This is a genomic window from Sandaracinaceae bacterium (assembly GCA_020633055.1).
Taxonomy (GTDB): Bacteria; Myxococcota_A; Polyangia; order Polyangiales; family Houyiibacteriaceae; genus JADJJE01.
Genome location: JACKEJ010000008.1, coordinates 224,165 through 242,488 on the forward strand (window position 1 = coordinate 224,165; position 18,324 = coordinate 242,488).

At 72.1% G+C, this 18,324-nt stretch carries 10 protein-coding genes; 3 read left to right on the plus strand and 7 right to left on the minus strand.

What is annotated here, in order from left to right; translation table 11 throughout:
* The first annotated feature begins 58 nt into the window (after nt 1-58).
* Together H6726_17830 and H6726_17835 are read left to right on the plus strand one after the other, a co-directional pair.
* Nucleotides 59-1,765, plus strand: a complete 1,707-nt coding sequence (locus H6726_17830) for a hypothetical protein (GenBank protein MCB9659510.1) — start codon at nt 59-61, stop codon at nt 1,763-1,765.
* Nucleotides 1,766-1,838: 73 nt separating this feature from the next.
* A complete protein-coding gene (locus tag H6726_17835; GenBank protein MCB9659511.1) occupies nt 1,839-2,579 on the plus strand; it encodes an FHA domain-containing protein in 741 nt (246 codons plus the stop codon).
* A gap of 477 nt (nt 2,580-3,056) precedes the next feature.
* On the opposite strand, the gene H6726_17840 is transcribed toward H6726_17835, so the two are convergent.
* The 4 genes from H6726_17840 to H6726_17855 form a co-directional block, all read right to left on the minus strand.
* Nucleotides 3,057-4,868 carry an acetate/propionate family kinase gene (locus tag H6726_17840; protein MCB9659512.1) on the minus strand — a complete coding sequence of 604 codons (1,812 nt, stop codon included), beginning with the start codon at nt 4,866-4,868 and terminating at the stop codon, nt 3,057-3,059.
* Nucleotides 4,869-5,006: 138 nt separating this feature from the next.
* A complete protein-coding gene (locus H6726_17845; protein ID MCB9659513.1) occupies nt 5,007-5,360 on the minus strand; it encodes a glutaredoxin in 354 nt (117 codons plus the stop codon).
* Nucleotides 5,361-5,363: 3 nt separating this feature from the next.
* Nucleotides 5,364-6,275 (minus strand): DUF1295 domain-containing protein, encoded by a 912-nt coding sequence (locus H6726_17850; protein ID MCB9659514.1) that lies wholly within the window; start codon nt 6,273-6,275, stop codon nt 5,364-5,366.
* A gap of 125 nt (nt 6,276-6,400) precedes the next feature.
* The gene (locus tag H6726_17855; protein ID MCB9659515.1) at nt 6,401-7,618 is read right to left on the minus strand and encodes a threonine ammonia-lyase; all 1,218 of its coding nucleotides are present in this window, start codon (nt 7,616-7,618) and stop codon (nt 6,401-6,403) included.
* A gap of 66 nt (nt 7,619-7,684) precedes the next feature.
* Between H6726_17855 and H6726_17860 the strand changes: the two genes are divergently transcribed.
* The gene (locus H6726_17860) at nt 7,685-9,979 is read left to right on the plus strand and encodes a hypothetical protein (GenBank protein MCB9659516.1); all 2,295 of its coding nucleotides are present in this window, start codon (nt 7,685-7,687) and stop codon (nt 9,977-9,979) included.
* Between the two features lie 25 nt (nt 9,980-10,004).
* On the opposite strand, the gene H6726_17865 is transcribed toward H6726_17860, so the two are convergent.
* The 3 genes from H6726_17865 to H6726_17875 form a co-directional block, all read right to left on the minus strand.
* A complete protein-coding gene (locus H6726_17865) occupies nt 10,005-11,021 on the minus strand; it encodes a TIGR03617 family F420-dependent LLM class oxidoreductase (GenBank protein MCB9659517.1) in 1,017 nt (338 codons plus the stop codon).
* 141 nt (nt 11,022-11,162) lie between these two features.
* Nucleotides 11,163-14,654 (minus strand): UvrD-helicase domain-containing protein, encoded by a 3,492-nt coding sequence (locus tag H6726_17870; GenBank protein MCB9659518.1) that lies wholly within the window; start codon nt 14,652-14,654, stop codon nt 11,163-11,165.
* On the minus strand, nt 14,651-18,292 hold the full coding sequence (locus tag H6726_17875; protein MCB9659519.1) for a PD-(D/E)XK nuclease family protein: 3,642 nt from the start codon (nt 18,290-18,292) through the stop codon (nt 14,651-14,653). The genes H6726_17870 and H6726_17875 overlap by 4 nt, the downstream gene beginning before the upstream one ends.
* Nucleotides 18,293-18,324 lie beyond the last annotated feature (32 nt).

The window sequence follows — 18,324 nt, forward strand, 5'->3', positions numbered from 1 at the left end:
ATCTGTTGGCTCTTCCCCATGGCTCGGCCTCTACGGTCGAGATCCGACTGGGTACTTCATGACCCGAAGCAGCACACTCCTCGCCTCCCCACGTCCCGCTGGTCCTCTCACCGACCACTCCTCCGGCCGCCGTGGTCGAGGCCCTCTGGGGCTCCTCGCGCGGTCACTGCTGACGGTCCTGGCGCTGAGCGCGCTGCTGGGCTGCAAGGTCAACTCGGACGACATCGACTACTGGCGACGCACGGTGAAGGGCCCGCGCAAGATCGTGGCGGTCCTGCTCAGCGAGCACTACTCACTCGAGCTGCGGACCCACGCGGCGACAGCGCTGGTGGAGATGGAGCGGAACGACGTCGAGGGGCTCGCGTTGCTGCAGCGCGCGCTCGAAGAGCTCCAGCGTCAGGACCCGGAGCTGCCCCCGCAGATCGTGACGGGCATGACGCCGCGCCTGCTGGAGCTGATGAACGAGACCCCCGCCGGACACAACGAGCAGCAGGGCCCGCCGCCCATGCAGGTGCGGGCGAAGGACGCGGCGTACTTGCTGCTCTCGCACGCGCAGGGCGAGACGCACACCACGCTCGTGAACGGAGTGGTCGACTGGTACGTGCACGACTTCGTCGGGCGCAGCCTCGCGGGCAACTACAGCGTCGAGCAGATCGTGCGCTCGGTCGGAGCCCCTGCCGCCAGTCGTCTCGTCGCCGCCCTCAGCCCGCGCATGCCGCAGCAGGCGATGGTCAAGATCGCCGAGCTGGTGTCGCAGCTGGGCGACGACGCCACCAAGGCGCGCGCCGCAGAGCGGCTCGTGGCCATCGAACGCGAGATCGAAGGCGAGCCGTTCTTCAACTGGCTCAAGGGTGAGCTGCGCACGCAGATGACCGCGGACGGCTCCACGCTGGACCCGGCGCGGCTCGAAGCAGCCGTGCACATCAACCGCGAGAACTGGATCACCGATGGTGTGCTGACCGCGATGAAGCACCTCGGCAGCCAGCCGGCCATCCAAGCGCGTCTCATGGAGATCGCGGTGGCGGTGCCCTCGGCCGAGACCCCGGCGCCGTTCGTGGAGTCCCTGAACAACCGGCGTCGCAAGGCGCTGCAGGCCCTCGAGGGCAACGTGGGGGAAGCGCAGCTGACGGCCCTCCTCAACATCGCGCTGGACGTCAGCCCCACCAACGGCATCGGCGTGCGTGATGATGCGTTCGACCGTGTAGGCGACATCCGCAGCATGGCTGCCATCCCGCGCCTCTGGCCGCTCATGGCCACGACGGACAACGAAGACACCGCCAAGCGCCTGCGCTGGCGCGCTGGCGAGCTCATCCTCTCCATCGGCGGCGCGAGCGTCGTGCCCGAGTTCCTGACGCGGCTTCCGAGCACGCCGGCCGACATCGAGTACGAGCCCGAGGAGCTGGAGGGCTACGCCCAGCGCATGAGCCAGATGGCCGACCCGCCCACGGACGTGCTGACCCGCCAGCTCGCCACGGGCCCATGGTGGAACCGCGTCATCGCGCTGCGCTTCATCGAGCGGCGCGGAGGCGAGAGCGACGTCCGCGTGCTCGAGGGGCGCGTGAGCGACCGCACGCCGACGGCGGGCGATCACTGGGCCGATGGCACCCCGCCGGCGGACACCGTGGGCAAGGTCGCCGAGGCCGCGCTCCGTGGTCTGCGTGCACGTCTGGCCGAGCCCGCTGAAGCAGCCGCTGCGCCTGCTGGTGCTGCGGCGCCCGCCGAGGGGGCGGCCCCTGCTGCCCCCTCCGCTCCGGCCACCCCCTGAGCCGCGGGCCCTGTAGCCCGCCCCGTCACGCCCCTACCCGCTCCGCGCTCTCTCTTCCCGACAGGCAATCCGAATGGCCACCGACCAGAACAAGAAGACCCTCCGCAGCTTTCAGTGCCGCGACTACCTGTACGAGATCTTCGAGCAGATGAGCGGCGAGCTGGAGTGCTCGGTGGACTATCTGATCAACGAGTCGATGCGCCAGTACGCCCGCTCGCGGAACTACGGCGTGCGGGGGCCCTCCGCCTCGGTGCAGCGTCCCAGCATCCCGTCCATGGGTGCCGTGGCGCCCGCGCCCGCAGCCGCTCCCCCGCTGCCCCCCATGCTCCCCACGCAGCCGACCATGCCGGGGCCCAGCGCGCCCGTGGTACCCGCGCTACCCCAGCAGCCCGTCGCGGCGCCGGTCGCGGCCGCGCCCGCCGCCTCGTTCGTACCGCCCCTCCCGGCGGCTCCCGTCGCTGCGCGCCCGTCCGTGCCGCCGCTGCCCGCCGTGCAGCCGCGCCTCCCGAGCGTGCCCCCGCCCGCTCCCGCCAAGCCGGCGCTGTTCATCATCTTCAACGGCCAGAAGTACCCGGTGAACAAGGACGAGTTCGTGCTCGGCCGCAGCAGCAAGTCGGCCGACCTGGCCATCAAGGACGGCAACATCTCGCGCCGCCACGCCGCGGTCGTCTACCACGGCGGCGTCTACTACATGAAGGACCTGGGCAGCACGAACGGCATCGACTTCCAGGGAGGCAAGATCGACAGCCGCGCCATCCAAGAGGGCGACGTCTACCAGATCTGCGACTACGACCTGCGCTTCACATACCAATGAGCTGTGTCCTGGCCGCGTGGCTCGAGACCACTGTCTCACCCGTGCTAGGCGTGTCGAATTTGGGCGGACTGAAGCTAGCTGTCCCTGATTGAGGGCAAGCCGGACTGAAGTGACTGTCTCAGAATTATCCGCGAATAGGGGCACCCCGGACTAAAGTCCGGGGCAGCGACCTCAGGTGATCGCGCGCTCGAAGTCCGCCCCCTGCGGAGGCGGACTGCGCCTCGTGGACTGCTGTCGGGTGTTCGGCGGGGCGGGAACGTTCTTGGATTTGCGGTGGCGTCGAGCAGGACAGTCCTCCCCCTTGTGGGGAGGACTTTTCCGAGTGCCCGGCGGTAGCCGGGCGCTCGGAAGGATGCTGCCCCGGACTTTAGTCCGGGGTGCCCCTAAATGTGGACTAATGGTGCTTCTGAGGCACCCTCTTCAGTCCGGGATGCACCTAATCCAGCATGGTTTGCCGTTCTGAGGCGACAGCCCGCGTCAGTGCATGAACTCGGTGCGCTTGCGCAACAGCCGCACCGAGCCGTGCGTCGGAGCGAGCACACCCTCCACATCCGGCGTGATCTCGGCGGCGTTGGCCTCGTCCGTGTCGAGGTGCATCTCGAGCGCGTACTTGGGGCTGACGCGCACCAGCACGTCCCCGAAGATGAGGTCGCGGCCCTCGGTGTCCACTGCGACCTCGACGACGTCTTTGTCGGCCACGCCGAAGCGCGTCGCGTCGTCGGGGTGCATGTGGATGTGGCGGCGCGCGCAGATGAGGCCCTCGCTGAGCTGCACGCTGCCGTTGGGCCCCTCCAGCGTGATCGGCGCGCTCTGGGCGGTGTCGCCGCTGTCACGCACAGGAGCGTCCACGCCGAGCCGGAACTCGTCCGTGCGGGCGATCTCCACCTGGTTCTGGCTGCGCACGGGGCCCAGCACGCGCACACCGTCGATGCGGCCGCCGGGGCCGATGATGTTCACCTTCTCCTTGCAGGCGTACTGCCCGGGCTGGCTGAGCGGCTTGTGCTCCGTGAGCGTGGCCCCCTCCCCGAAGAGCAGCGCCAGCGTCTGGCGGTTGAGGTGCACGTGCCGCGCGCTGATCGCGATGGGGATCCGCGCCCCACCCTCCACCTTGTCGGCCGCCGCCGCCAGCTTGGCGCTCTCGGCCGCGATGGCCTGGGCCTCGTCGGTGGCCACCACGAGGATGCGGGTGCGCGAGTGGTCCTCGGAGATGACGGCGGTGGGCGAGGCCTGCGACACGCGCGCGCTGCGGTTCTTGTCGTCGTCGACGCGCGCGCCGAGGAAGTCGAGGCGCTGCAGCACGCGTTGACGAATGGTGGCGCTGTTCTCGCCGATGCCCGCCGTGAACACGATCACGTCGACCCCGCCCAGCACGGCCGCGTACGCGCCGATGTACTTGCGCAGGCGGTGGCAGAAGACCTGGATGGCGAGGCGGCAGCGCTCGTCGCCCTCGGCCGCGCGGGCCTCGATGTCCCGCAGGTCGTTGCCCACGCCGCTGAGGCCGGCGAGCCCGGACTCCTTGTTGAGCAGCTTGTCGAGCGCGTCGGCGTCCAGGCCCTCGGCGCGCATCAGCGTGAGCAGCGCGCCAGCGTCCACGTCGCCCGCGCGCGTGCCCATCACCAAGCCCTCGAGCGGCGTGAGGCCCATGCTGGTCTCGACCGAGCGCCCGTACTCCACGGCGGCGACGCTGGCGCCGTTGCCCAGGTGGCAGGTGATGATGCGCAGGTCGCGGATGTCCTCGCCGAGCGCCTCGGCGGCGCGGTTGGCCACGTACTGGTGACTCGGACCGTGGAAGCCGTAGCGGCGGATGCCGTGCTTCGCGGCGAGCTCCGTGGGCAGCGCGTAGCTCTTGGCGCGCGTAGGCAGGGTGGCGTGGAAGGCCGTGTCGAAGACCGCCACGTGGGGCACGTCCGGCAGCACGGCGCGCGCCGCGCGGATGCCCGCGAGGTTGCCCGGGTTGTGGAGCGGCGCCAGCGGCACCAGCGCCTCGATGGCGGCCTCGACCTCGTCGTCGATGCGCACCGGCGCGTTGAAGCGCTCGCCTCCGTGCACCACGCGGTGGCCCACCGCGTCGACAGGTAGCTCACCCGTGAGCTGCGGCAGCACGGCCTGTAGCGCCGCGAGGTGGTCCGCCCCGGGCAGCGGCTGCTGCGCACCCCCGTCGAGCGCGAACGCGCAGCCATCGCTGCCCACGCGCTCCACGCTGGCCTTCTTGACGCGCGTCCCGGTGGCCGGGTCGAGCAGGTCGAGTTTGATGCTGGAGCTACCGCAATTGACGACGAGTACGTGCATGGCGGCCGCAGGGTCCAACGGAAGCGCCCGTGAATGCAAGGGCGGGGCGCGCTAGCCGGGCGGCACGCGTGAGACGCGCCCTGCACGCACCAGGCGCACGCCGCGGGACGCTCGCCACGTGCCGTGGGCCAGTCGACCTCAGCTCAGCCCGCCGCTCTCGAGCAGCGCGGTGACCTCGTCCGCTCCGCCCACCAGCGTGCCCTTGTGGAACACCATCGGGAAGGTCGGCCAGCCGCTCCACATCTTCAGCGCCGTGCGTCGCCGCCACTGGCTGGTGTAGCTCCCGTACTCCAGATATTCGAACGCCACCCCCTTGGCGTTCAGGACCTTGCGCGCCCGCTTGCAGTGCGGGTTCTGGGCCATGCCCACCACCACCACGTCGTGCTTGGCGACGGCCGCCTGCACCTCTGCGACGATGTCCGCGTGGTTGTTGGTGACCTTGGCGCGCGCGTTGGGGTGGATCTGGTCTTCGGACAGGACTGAGCGAGACATGGGTTACTCCGTGGGTGAGGGCGCGGCGTCCGCGCGGTGGAACCAGGGGATGAGCATCGACGTGCTGGCGATGACCCCTGCGAAGTGCGGCTTCTTCTCGAGCTGACGCTTCTCCATCATCGGGACGCTGATGAAGAAGAACATGAAGGTGATGGCGGCCGTGCCGAGGATGGTCCAGGTCCAGTCGGCCGGCGACGCGGCGTAGCCGAACAGGAAGATGCCCCACCAGAAGCTCAGCTCGCCGAAGTAGTTGGGGTGCCGCGAGTAGCGCCACAGCCCCGTCTGGATGAGCTCGCCGGGCTTCTTGGTCTTGGCGAAGGCGCGCAGCTGCTCGTCCGCCACGGCCTCGATCACGATGGCCCCGAGGGTCACCACCGTGGCGACACCGTCGATCCACGAGAGGGGCGCGTCGGAGGTCATGGCCGGCCACATGGGCAGGCACGCCAGGAACACCTCGACCGTCGGGAACATGTGGATGCCGGCGAAGCTGGCGGGCCAGTAGAGCGCGCCGGTCTTGGCCTTGATGTCGACGTAGCGCCAGTCCTCGTGGTGCAGGCCCGTCCAGCCCACGGCCCAGTTGTAGGTCAGGCGGACGCCCCAGAGCGTGCACAGACCGAGGCACAGCGCCTGGCGGCTGAGCGTGGCGTCCGTCGCGTGGGTCAGGAAGAACGCCCCGATGAGGGGGGGGATGACGCTCCAGTAGGCGTCGTAGAAGCTCGAGTTGCTGAAGGCGACGCTGAACGCGAAGACCGCGCAGGTCGCGACGAAGTCCGCGAGGAACGCCGTGTAGAGCGGGTTCTCGAGGGGGAAGTAGGCCACGGTGAGCCACGCCGCCGCGATGGCCACGACATAGGCCAGCGTGATGTACGCGAAGGACGCGGAGCGGGAGTGCTTGGGAGGGGGATGGGCGCTCATGAGGGGCCAGAGTCTACCGTGTAGACCTCGGACGCGCCCCCTGCCGAGGCGTTACCTCGAAACGCCCTAGGTCCGAGACGGTGGGCTTCGCGTGGTAGGCCGCGCGCTCGACCGCGAGGGTGTCGCTACCAGGGGAGCAGATCGGCGCGCACGCCGGCGGTGTGGAGGTTCTCGATCACCTGCCGGGCGTGCGCCGCGTCCAGCGTGTCGATGCGCAGGTCGAGCACGGTGCTGCGCGCCCCCTTGGAGCCAAGGCCATCGTGGTCGACCTGGACCACGTTGGCGCCCGCGGTGGCGATGATGGAGGACACCAGCGCGAGCCCCCCGGGGATGTCCTCCAGCTCGACACGCACCCGGTTGAGCCGCCCCTGGTTGGCGAGCCCGCGCAACGTCACGACCGCCAGGGTGCGCGGGTCGATGTTGCCGCCGGACAGCACGAGCGCCACCTCGTGTCCGGCGAAGACCTCGGGGTGCTCGAGACAGGCGGCGAGGGGTGCAGCCCCCGCGCCTTCCACGACGGTCTTCTCGATCTCGAGCAGCATGGCGATGGCGCGCTCGATGGTGGCCTCTTTCACGACCAACACGTCGACGCCGTGCGACCCGAGCACGCTCCGCGCGATGCTACCGGGCTGCGACACGGCGATGCCGTCCGCGACCGTGGACCCCGGCGCCGGGCTGGCGGCGCGGTGGTGCAGGTGGTCGGCCATGAAGGGGTAGCGCTCGCTCTGCACGCCAATGACGCGCACCGGGCTCTCGTGCCCACTGGCGGCCAGCGTGATGCCCGCGAGCAGGCCACCACCCCCAACGGGCGCCACCACGGTATGGAGAGACGGGCGCTGCTCGAGCATCTCGAGGCCGAGCGTCCCCTGCCCTGCCACCACGGCTGGGTCGTCGAACGGGTGGATGAACTCGAGCCCCCGCTCCGCAGCGAGCTCGCGTGCGCGCACGGCCGACTCCATCACGTCGCGGCCTGCGAGCTCCACGGTGGCGCCCAGCGCACGGGTGCGGGCCACCTTCGTAAAAGGCGTGTTGGCGGGCATCACGATGGTGGCGGGCAGCCCGAGCAGCGACGCGTGGTGCGCCACCCCCTGCGCGTGGTTGCCGGCCGACATCGCGATCACGCCACGCCCCGTGGGCACCTCCAGCAGTCGGTTGCGGGCGCCGCGTCCCTTGAACGAGCCCGTGAACTGCAGGTTCTCGAACTTGAGGAAGATGCGCGCGCCGGTCAGCTCGGAGAGCGTGTGCGAATAGGTCAGCGGCGTGGTCGTGAGCGCGTCGCCGATGCGTTCGCGCGCCCGCTGGACGTCGAGCAGCGTCGGGAGAGTGGGGGTCGCGGACGTCATCGGGGGGATCGTACGCGACGCGTGAGACCACTGGCCACATCCGCGAAAGGCGATACCCTCGGTGCCATGGTGTGGTCGTCGGTCAGTTGGGTTTGCGCCCCCTTGCGTGAGCCCTGCGTGGTTGTGTTGCTGGGTGTGCTGATCGCCTCCTTGGCCGCGGGCTGTGGTGACGGTGAGGCGCAGTCCGCAGACCAAGGCCACGAGAGCGCCTCGGTGTGTGGGCAACACGCGGACTGCGACGACGGTCAGTTCTGCAATGGGCCCGAGCGTTGCCTGCCCGCCAGCGCGGACGCCGACCCGCGTGGCTGCGTCTTGGGCACCCCACCCTGCTTGGCCGGGCAGACCTGCGACGAGACGGACCACTGCATCACCAACTGCAGCCTCGACAGCGACGCCGACCGAGACGGTCATGCGGCGATCGGCTGCGGCGGCGACGACTGCGACGACGCGGACGCCAACCGCTTCCCGAGCAACCTCGAGACGTGCGACGACGGACACGACGAGGACTGCGACTTCGCGACGGTTGGAACCCTCGACGCGGACGCCGACGGCCAGGTGTCGGCGACGTGCTGCAACGACCGTGGCACGAACGCCGAACCCGTGTGCGGGCCAGACTGTGACGACGGTCGCGCGCAGACGGGCGTTGGCGCCACCGAGACGTGCAACCTGGTGGACGACGACTGCGACGGCACGGTGGACGAGGACTCCCTGCTGCCGCAGTACGAAGACCTCGATCGCGACGGCGTGGGCAACAGCGCGCGCCCGGTCATGGCGTGCGCGGGTGCGGCGGGCGTCTCGTCCATCGGGGGCGACTGCGACGACCTGCTCGCCCTGCGCAGCCCACGTCAAGCGGAGGTGTGCGACGTGGCCGACAACGACTGCGACGAGAGCGTGGACGAAGACACCGTGGCCATCGCCTGGTACCGCGACGGAGACCGCGACGGGTTCGGAGACGTGAACGCGCCCGCGCCCGCGCTCTCGTGCTCGCCGCCGATGGGCTACGTGCTGCTGCCGCTCGACTGCGACGACAAGGACCCCTCACAGGCACCGGGCGCTCCCGAGCGCTGCAACGCCGCTGACGACGACTGTGACGGCGTCGTCGACGAGGGTGCCTGCACGCTGCCCGACGGAGGCGTCTTGGATGCTGGCGTAGACGCGGGCTACGACGCTGGCTTCACCGATCCGTGCGAAGGCTGCACCTGGCGCTACGCGTGCGTCAGTGACTGCGACGACCCCCGCCGGCTGGGCGTAGGGGTCAACCACGTGTGCGCCGTCTCGGAGCACGGCAACGTGTATTGCTGGGGAAGCAACTACGCTGGCCAAGTCGGAGACGACCAATACACGGTCTACGACCGCCCGGTACGCGTGAACCTGCCGGCGCGCGCAGAGCAAGTGGAAGGCGGCGCGAACTTCACGTGCGCGCGACTGGTGGACGGAAGCGCCTACTGCTGGGGCGCAGGCGGACACGGTCAGCTCGGGGATGGGCCCGCGCCGCACGCCGACTGCGACGGGAACGGCCTCGACTGCTCGCCCACGCCAGTCCGCGTGGACCTCCCCGCCGGGACGAGCGCGATCGAGCTGGGCCTCGGGCGACGCTTCGCATGCGCGCGCCTCGACGACGGAACAGTGGCCTGCTGGGGGGCGAACGGGAACGGCGAGGTGGGCAACGGGGGCTCGGGAGCCGATGTGCCGACGCCCACGCGCGTCGTGGCACCCACGACGGAGACGGGCGTCCTGACGGGCGCCATCGCCCTCGCGGTCAACTACGAGAACGCCTGCGTGCTGCGCGCATTCGGGCAGGGCTGGTGCTGGGGTCAGAACTACCGCGCGCAGCTGGGCGACGGCCCCAGCATCTCACCCGCCCCCGTGCGCTGGCGCTCGAACGTGGCGCTGCGCAGCATCTCCGTCGGCTGGCAGAACGTGTGTGGCGTCACCTATGGCAACGCGCTCGTGTGCATGGGCGACAACAGCGGCGGACAGCTGGGGCTGGGCGCGACCACGCCCGTGATCAGCGACGTCCCCGTCACGCCCGCGTGGGGAGCGTCGACCAACTACACGGTCGGAGGCGCGTTCCATCGCTGCGTGGTCGGCCACGACAACCAGGTGCGCTGCGTCGGCGCCGACGAGAACGGGCAGCTGGGCGACGGCGACCCGCCGCCGAGCGCCACGTGCAGCTATGGTGGCTCGTGCGCGACCTCCCCCGTGCCCGTGATGCTCGGTCCCGTCAGCGACCTCGACGTGTCGGACGAGGTCACATGCGCCATCGCGACGGGCGGCGTGTACTGCTGGGGCCCCAACGGCGGCGGCATGCCGAACGTGATGACGCCCGCGACCGCGCCCGTGTTGGTCGAGGGTCCCTGACCCCCGTCACGACCTGCATGGCGGCTCAGCTGTGGAGCGCGGTCACGAGCGCCGCCTCGCACTCGCCGGACAGCGCAATCGGGGTCGCGAGGGCGACACGCTGGACCACCCCCTCGTAGCGCGCGCATAGCTGGGCGGCGGCCTCGTCCGGGGTGCCGACGCACGCGATGCGTCCGAGCAGGCCGTCGTCGACGCGGGCGGCCATCTCCATCCACTTACCCTGCTTGGAGAGCGCGTGCAGCTCGGGGTGCAGCTCGCCGTATCCCTCCGCCTCGAGCACGTGGCGGTACGCGGGGGTGGAGCCGTAGAAGGCGATCTGGGCGCGCACGGCCTCGCGCACCATCTTCTGCTCGCGCTCGTCGCGGCCACTCACCACCAGCACTTGCGCGGACAGCTCGAGCTGGTCGCGCGTGCGGCCCGTGCGCGCCAGCCCGCGCTCGAGGGCCGGCAGCGTGGTCTCTTGCAGCGTCTTCTGGCTGTGCAGCGGGTGCACCAGGTGTCCGTCGGCCACCTCGCCAGCGCACTCGACCATGTTGTTGCCCACGCCGCCGAGTGTGACCTTGGGGCGCGGTCCGGCGAGCTTGCCCGGCTTGAACATGGGCGGCATGAGGGTGTGCTTGTAGAACTCGCCGCGGAAGTCGAGCTTGGCCCCCGTCATCCAGCAGTCGAAGATGGCGTGGTAGGCCTGCACGAACTCGCGCATGCGTGAGACGGGCTTGCCCCAGGGCATGCTGTAGCGGGACTCGACGTGCGGGCGGATCTGCGAGCCCAGCCCGAGCGTGAAGCGCCCCTTGCTGAAGTGCTGGAGGTCCCAGGCTAGGTTGGCAGCGGTCATCGGGGTGCGCGCGAAGGCGATGGCCACGCCCGTCGCGATCTCGAGCGACGTGTGCTCGGCCGCGAGCAAGAGCGGCATGAACGGCTCGTGCGGCCCCTCGAACGTGAACGTTCCGTCGAAGCCGCGCTCCGCGATGTCACGCGCGCGCTGGGGCACGGCGGCGAGGTCCGAGGCGAGCAGAGGGGCGTCGAGGCGGAAGGTGATCATGCGAGGCGGGCTCCACGAGGGACGGGGACGGGGCCGGGGGAGAGGCGAGCGACACGCTGCGACGCGACGCGGCGGCCGGCAGCATACGCGATGTCGTGCTCACGGGCGGAACCGCTGAGCGACCGCTGCTGCCCCCGGACTTCACACGCCGAAGAGCACAGCGCGGCTGGGCTGGCCCGTGGCGCGCGTGATGGCGTCCGCGTAGAGCCGCACCTGCACGAGGTAGTGCGGCGCGGCGGTGTCGCCGAGGTCCGTCTTGAAGTCCACCACGGTCCAGGTGTCGCCCTCGCGGAAGGCGAGGTCCACGATGCCCTCCACCAGCGTGTCGTCCGGCGCGCGCAGCAGGATGGGGGTCTCGCGCCGCAGCGCGTCGGCGGCCACCGCCCGCTGCATCAGGGGGTGCGCGAAGGCGGCGGTCACGGCCGCGACGGCGGCGCGCTGCTCGTCTGGTGTTGCACCCAGCACCCGCGCGTGGGCGTGAGCCAGGTCGTCGGTAGCGCGCGCGTCCGCGTCGAACGGCAGCTCGGCCAGCAGCGCGTGGACCAGCGTGCCGAAGCGTGGGCCGCGCGGGCGCTCGGCGCGTGAGGCGGTGGTGTGGGCGAGCTCCACGTGCTGCCCCCCACGCACCCAGCGCGCGGTCTCTGGGTCCTTGGAGGTGAACGTGACCGGTTGAGCGCGGTGCGCCCGCGTGCTGGCGCGTTCGCGCAGCTCCTCGTGCTCCGCGCGGAAGGCACGGTACTCCGCCTCGCCCTCCGCGGCCTGACCGCGCTCGTCCTGCACCAAGAGTGACGCGTGGCGGCTGCCGCCGGGGTCGTCTACGCGGGGCAGCAGCGCGGGGTCCCACCAGACCACGCTCACCCCGCCACGCAGCCCCTCGTGCAAGCCTGGGCGCACCGTCTCCTCGGGCTGCTCGGCATCCAGCACGCTGCTCTCACCAAAGTCGGGGCAGCCCGGCGCGGGGCCGCTCGAGCGCTTGGCGGCTGGCTCTGGATGCAGGGCGTTGGCGAGCGGCGTGAGCCACCACTGCGGGTGCTCGCCCAGCCCGGTGGTGGGCACCACGAGCAGATCCTGCGCGCGCGTGCTGGCCACGTAGAGCAAGCGCAGGGCCTCGGCGCGGTCGGCCTCGAGCACCTCCTCCGCGTGCTCGCGCAGCGTGATCGGTAGGCAGCCGGCCAGCGAGCGCACGGCCAGCCCCTGCTCGGGGTCCACGTAGCGCGAGGGGCGCGACCAGGCGGCGTTCTCGGTGGGCGAGCACAGGATCACGACGGGGAACTCGAGGCCCTTGGCCTTGTGCACGGTCATCACGCGCACGCCCTCGGCGCCCTCCTCCACGATGGACGCGTTGCCCCCGCCGCGCTCGGTGTCGGCCGCCGACTCGAGCCACGTGACGAAGGCGCGGAACGACGTGGTGCCACGCACGTCGAAGCGCCGCCCGTGATCGACGACCCGCAGCACGTTGGCCAGCGCCTGTTCGCCCGACGGCCAGAACGCCAGCGAGGCGTGCGCGCGGGTCTCGGCCAGCAGCTGCGTGACCGTCTCGGCGATGGGCAGGCGGTTGCGCCGCAGGCTCAGGCGACGCAGCACGTCCATGGCGGCGTGCACTGCCTCGAGGGCGTCGTCCCCCAGCAGCGCCTCGGGCGCCACGGGGCGCGTGGGGCTCAGGTGCCCGAGGGTGTCCTTGAACGCGAGGAGCGCGTCGTCGGCCAACGCGAAGAAGGGCCCGTGCAGCGCGGCGTAGACCGACAGCTCGTCGTCGGGCCACTCGATGGCGGAGAGCACCTGACGCAGCGCGACCACCTCCTCGCGATCGTGGAACGTGCGCCCACCCATCAGCACGTGGGGCACCTGGCGCCGTTCGAGCGCGTCCACATAGGCGCGCACCGGGTCTTCCTTGTAGGTGGAGTGCAAGCTCTTGAAGAGCAGGCACACGTGGCGCGGCGCGACCGGCACCTCGGCGCCGCCCTCCGTCACCGTGAAGCCCGAGCGCTGCACCAGCCACGACACGAACGCGCCCACGGCGTCCGGCAGCGACTCCTCCACCGAGCCCTTGACCGGCCCCTCGCGCCAGAGGCGCACGCGCGGGGCGGGCAGCGCGATCACCGCGGGCTGTGAGGGGCGGGCTGTGCGGTGGGGCGCTAGCGGGACGTACTGCGCCTGCGAGCCGTCGTCCATCGGGACCATGGCCGCCTCGAACGCGGCGTTGACCACGGCCTGGATGCCGGGCAGCGAGCGGAAGCTAGTCTGCAGGTAGAGCACCTCGGCCCCATCCCGCGAAAGGTGGCGCTTCACGCCCTCGTAGATCCGCACGTCCGCGCGGCGAAAGCGGTAGATGCTCTGCTTGGGGTCGCCCACGACGAAGAGCTTGCCGGGCACCACACGCGCGAGCCGCCACGCCTCGCGCGCCTCGCGCACATCGACGAGGGGCGCGTCCGGGTCGCTCGCGAGCAGCAGCAGGATGTCGGCCTGCAGCGGGTCGGTGTCTTGGAACTCGTCCACGAACAGGTGCGTGAAGCTGCGCTGCCACGCGGTGCGCACCTGGGCGTCACGCACCAACAGCTCGCGCGTGCGCAGCATCAGGTCCGTGAAGTCCAGCCAGCCCGCGCGCTGCTTGAGGGCCTCGTAGTCGCGCACCACCTCGCGCAGCAGCTCGCGCAGCGAGGACGCCAGCTCGGCCTCCACCTGCGCGGCGAACGCACCGAGCTCCTCGCGCAGCTCGTCGCGCCGCTGCAGCAGCGCGTCACGTTCGCCCGCCGCGAAGTCGCGCGGATAGCCCTGGTGGTTCCACGCGCGCCACTCGGTCAGCAGGCCGCACAGCTGCGCCTCGAGACCGTCGTAGTCGCGACCCAGGCCCACGCGCTCCTCGCGCGCCACGGCGTCCACGGCGGGCGCAGCCAGGGCGTGCAGCGCGGCCACCAGCTTGCTCTTGGGGTTGCCCGCGTTCGCGCGCTCGTCCACGTCCACCAACGCGTCCACCAGCGCGTCGATCGCGTCCTCGCGCGAGAACGCGGGCGGTGGGGGCCACGGGGCGTCGAAGTCGCGGTCGTCCACCAGCGACATGGCGGCCGCGCGCAGCAGCCCGCTGGCCCCCTGGTCGGCGTCGAAGCCCCCGCGGCGCAGCAGGCGCGTCAGGGCGGCGGGGGGCGCCACCAGCGTGCGGGCGAGCCAGTCGTCGAAGGCGCGCTCGAGGAGCGCCGCCACCTGGTCCTCGCTCGCCATCTCGAAGGCCGGATCCACGTTGGCCTCGATCGGGCGCTCGCGCAGGAGGTCCGCGCAGAACGAGTGGATGGTCCCGATGCGCGCCACCTCCAGCTCGGCCAGCGCCTGCTCCAGGTGCGGCACCTGCGCCGCTGTGCGCGCATCGCCCGCCACGCGCGCCTCGAGCGCAGCCTGCCGCGCCTCTTCCAGCGCCCGACGCAGGCGCAGCTTCATCTCGCCCGCGGCCTTGTCGGTGAACGTCACCGCGGCCATGCGCGACAAGCGCTCGCCGCGCGCCACCAGCGCCACGATGCGCCGCACCAGCTCGGTGGTCTTGCCCGTGCCGGCCGCAGCCTCCACCACGAAGGTGGTGTCGAGCCGCGTGCGGATGGCCTCGCGCGCCTGGGCGTCCGTCGGCGTCGTGGATGTCGCGCTCACTCGCGCCCCCTCAGCACGCGCAGCTGGATCAGGCGCTGCCCGTGCACGGCTTCGTCCCCCGAGCCGCGCGCCTTCGACTCGGCGCGGCTCACCTTCGCGGCCACTCGCCGGCCCTCGCCGTGGCCACACACGCTCAGGTAGTCGCAGCGGTCGCAGGCGCTGTGCCCGCCGGTCTCGTCGGGGACGGGCGGGAGAAAGCCATCGGCGAGCGCGCCATCCACCGCGTCCAGCACCGCCCGCACCGCGGCGCGGGTGGTGTCGTCGAGGGGCACCTCGTTGGCGGTGAAGTCGCCGCGCGTCGTGCAGAAGTAGAGCCTCCCGCCGCTCACCTCGTCCTCCGGGAACAGCGCCTCGAGCGCCATGGCGTAGAGCGCGGGCTGCAGGGTCTGGCCGCCGCCGATGCGCAGCCGCGGCGCGCTCGTGTTGCGCCCGGTCTTGTAGTCGGTCGCGCGCAGCGTGCGCCCGCGGCGCTCCACCAGGTCGATCGACCCGCGCAGCAGCAGCCCCGCGGAGAGGGCGAGGGGCTCCGTGCGCGACGCCGTGTCGAGATCACCGCTGCGGGGCAGACCAAAGGCCAGCTCGAAGTGCGTCTGCACGAAGGCCCCACCTGCCTCGGGCTCGGCCAGACGCGCCACCCACTCGAGCAGGTCCAGGTGGATGACCTCGACATGCGCGCGGAACACGTCCTCGATGGCCGGTGCTAGGCGCTCGCGGTACTCGCGCTCCACCTCGGCGAAGCAGCGCTCCACCTCGGCGCGCGCCTGCGGCAGGCTCGCTCGCGTGATGGGCAGGAGCTCGCGGTCGCGCAGCGCCCGCAGGACACGGAACTGCACCTCGTGGATGAAGCTGCCGCGCGTCAGCGGGTCGAGCCCCTCCACGCGCTCCGGCACCTCGCGCGGCGAGAGGCGCGCGATGGAGTGCAGGTAGAACTGGTAGGGGCAGCGGGCATAGCGCTCGAGCGCCGTGGCGCTGTAGGCCCGCGCGGCGAGGCGGTGCTTGGCCAGCGCTGCGGCGGCGCGCTCACTGGGCTGCACGAGCCCGTCCTCCGAGACGAAGCGCCGCACCCCGTGACGGCGCGCCCGCGCCCGCAGCGCGCGCCCGAGGTGCGGGTTGGCGTCCAGCAGGTAGCGCGCCGCTCCCTGGGCGTCGGCAGGCTGCGTCAGCGCGCGCGCCAACGTGGCCAGGTCGTACTCGGCGTCGTCGATGGCGTCGCTGGGCTGCTCCGGGGCCGGCCACCCCAGGCGGCTGGCCGCGCCGTGCGAAGCCCGCGCCTCCAGCGCGTGGAAGTCGGGCAGCGAACCCTCGGCCGCGCGCACCACCTCCAGCCCGTAGAACGACGGCACGCGCGGGCGCCCGCGCTCGGTGTCGACGCGCGGCCAGCTGAGCACCACGGCACGCTCCGCCGCGCCCACCGCCAGGTGCAACGCGAGGCGTTCGTCGGCCACCCGGTCCGTCAGCGTGGGCAGCGCCGAGGAGAGCTCGGTCCGCACGGCGTCCAGCAGGATCGGGTCCTCCAGCACCTTCTTGGGGAAGAGCTTCTCGGCCAGCCCGGGCACGAAGACCACGTCGAACGCCATGCCGCGAGCTTCGTCGGGCGTCCCCACGAAGAGCTTGCCAGCCAGCTGCGTGCTCGGCGGGTCGCGCAGCTCGCCCAGTCGCTCGCCGAGCACCAGGCGCACCTCGGTGAGCGACACCGGGCCTACGTCGCCCATGGGCTCCAGCTCCGCCAGCGCGCGTAGCACGGGTAACGGCTCGCGCAGGGCGCGCGTCGCGAGGCGCGTCAGGGCCGTGACCCACGTGCCCCAGCTGGCGCTACTCGGGAGCGCGTCCAGCTCGTCCAGCAGCGGCAGCACGAAGGCGCACAGCGCGTCCAGGCTGGCCAGCTTGTGCGAGAGCCCACGGGCCCGTGGTGCGTCCGGGGACTCGGACAGCACCTCGGCCAGGCGCAGCTCGAGCTCGGCGCGCAGGCCCGTCAGGCGTGTGGTCCAGCGCTCGCGGCCGCTCACCGCACGACACTCGATCAGGAGCGCCTCCCAGGTGCGCGGCGCGCGCAGTCGCCGTCCGCCCGACGACTCGCCAGCGATGCTCCCGTCCCCGCTCCACATGACGCCCGCCCCCGCCTCGCCGCTCGACTCGGCATCCGGCCTCAGGTCGCCGTTCGACGCGCGCGTCGCGCCCCCTTCCCCGCTCGGGACCGGTGCACCGCTCGCGCGTACCTCGGGCCAGTGCGGCTCATCGTCCGCGCCCTCGTCAAAGTCGTCGTCCCCATCCTCCGGCCCCGATTCCCCACGCTCGTCGCCACGCAAGCGCACCAGGGCGCTCGGGAGGAAGGCCTCATCGGGAGGCACGAAGGCCGCGCTGGGCGAGGCGGCCGCTGGAGGCGCACCGTCCTCGCTGCGGGGCAGCACTCCCAGGGACAGGTACTCGCCCAACGCGCGCGCCGACAGCCCCTCGGCGACGCAGTCCAACAGCGCCAGCAGCGCGCGCCCGCCGGGCTCGGGGCGCCGTGCGCCGTGCGTCACGTGGAGCGGAATGCCCGCCCGCCGCAGCGCCTCGCGCAGGTGCGCCTGGTAGGCCTCGGGGCTGCGCAGGAGCACCGCCATGCGCTCGAAGGGCACGCCCTCGCGCGCGTACTCGAGGGCCAGGCGCGCCAGCTCGATGCACTCGCGGCTCTCGCCGGGGGCGCTCAGCAGCCGCACGCTGCGGTCCTCGGCGGGAGGGTCTGGCCGCTGCGCCGCGGAGGTGGCGACGGGCGCGGACTCCGGACCAGCCGGAGACGAACTCGTGCGCTCGGCGTTGTCCGCTGGCGTCGAGGCAGCCTGGGATGCAGCCGTCGGCTCGGTGTCGCGCGCCGGCGCACGTTCCCGGTCCTCGGGGGCGAACAGGTCGTGCACCAAGCGCGTAAGGGCGATGGGCGGCCCTTGCGACTCGAGCGCGTCGGCCTCGGGCAGCCCCGCCCGCACACACGCCGCGCGGGTGGCGACGTCGCCCGTGGGCACGAGCGCACACGAGTCGACGTGTGCGCCCAGCAGCGTCGCGAGCAGGCGCGCCTCGAGCGGGGAGCGCACGGGCAGATCCAGCGCGAGCACCGGGAGACCCAGCAACGGATGCGCCCGCTCGGCAGCACGCGCGCACGCGGCGCTCAGCAGCTCGGCGCGCGTGGACACTCCGTACGATGCGCACGCGGCACGCAGGGCGTGACCCACCACGCGCAGGTCGGCGGCCTGGTCCGGGAGGGTGTCGAGCGAGACCTCCGCCAGCTCGAGGTCGCGCAGGGTGCGCACCAGCGCCCGGGGCAGGCCGGGACGGTGCGCCACCGGCGTGAAGCGCCCCAGCCGTCCGGCCTGCGCCAGCTCGAACACGACGCGCGCGGCCAGCGCCTCCATGGCGAGGGGCGAGGCCGGCGTGCGCCCCTGCGCGGCCAGCTGCGGCAGGCCCAGCTGCGCGGCCAGCTGTCCCAGCGTGAGACGATGCCACCCGAAGGCGGCCTCGCGCCCCCGCATGGCGTCACGCAGCAGGGCGTTGGCGGCGCTCAGCGTGGGCGCGAGCACGATGCCCTCGGCCCCCTGCGGGAGCTGCTGCACCCAGCGCACCGCCTCCTGGCGACGCACCGAGGCGGACGGGTGGTGCCTCAGCATGCGCGCGGACTATCGCACGGTTCGCGTGCTAC

Bases quoted from the DNA above. Each gene is read 5' to 3' on its own strand.
- H6726_17830 (MCB9659510.1), top strand. From the start codon at position 59: ATGACCCGAAGCAGCACACTCCTCGCCTCCCCACGTCCCGCTGGTCCT.
- H6726_17835 (MCB9659511.1), top strand. From the start codon at position 1,839: ATGGCCACCGACCAGAACAAGAAGACCCTCCGCAGCTTTCAGTGCCGC.
- H6726_17840 (MCB9659512.1), bottom strand. From the start codon at position 4,868: ATGCACGTACTCGTCGTCAATTGCGGTAGCTCCAGCATCAAACTCGAC.
- H6726_17845 (MCB9659513.1), bottom strand. From the start codon at position 5,360: ATGTCTCGCTCAGTCCTGTCCGAAGACCAGATCCACCCCAACGCGCGC.
- H6726_17850 (MCB9659514.1), bottom strand. From the start codon at position 6,275: ATGAGCGCCCATCCCCCTCCCAAGCACTCCCGCTCCGCGTCCTTCGCG.
- H6726_17855 (MCB9659515.1), bottom strand. From the start codon at position 7,618: ATGACGTCCGCGACCCCCACTCTCCCGACGCTGCTCGACGTCCAGCGG.
- H6726_17860 (MCB9659516.1), top strand. From the start codon at position 7,685: ATGGTGTGGTCGTCGGTCAGTTGGGTTTGCGCCCCCTTGCGTGAGCCC.
- H6726_17865 (MCB9659517.1), bottom strand. From the start codon at position 11,021: ATGATCACCTTCCGCCTCGACGCCCCTCTGCTCGCCTCGGACCTCGCC.
- H6726_17875 (MCB9659519.1), bottom strand. From the start codon at position 18,292: ATGCTGAGGCACCACCCGTCCGCCTCGGTGCGTCGCCAGGAGGCGGTG.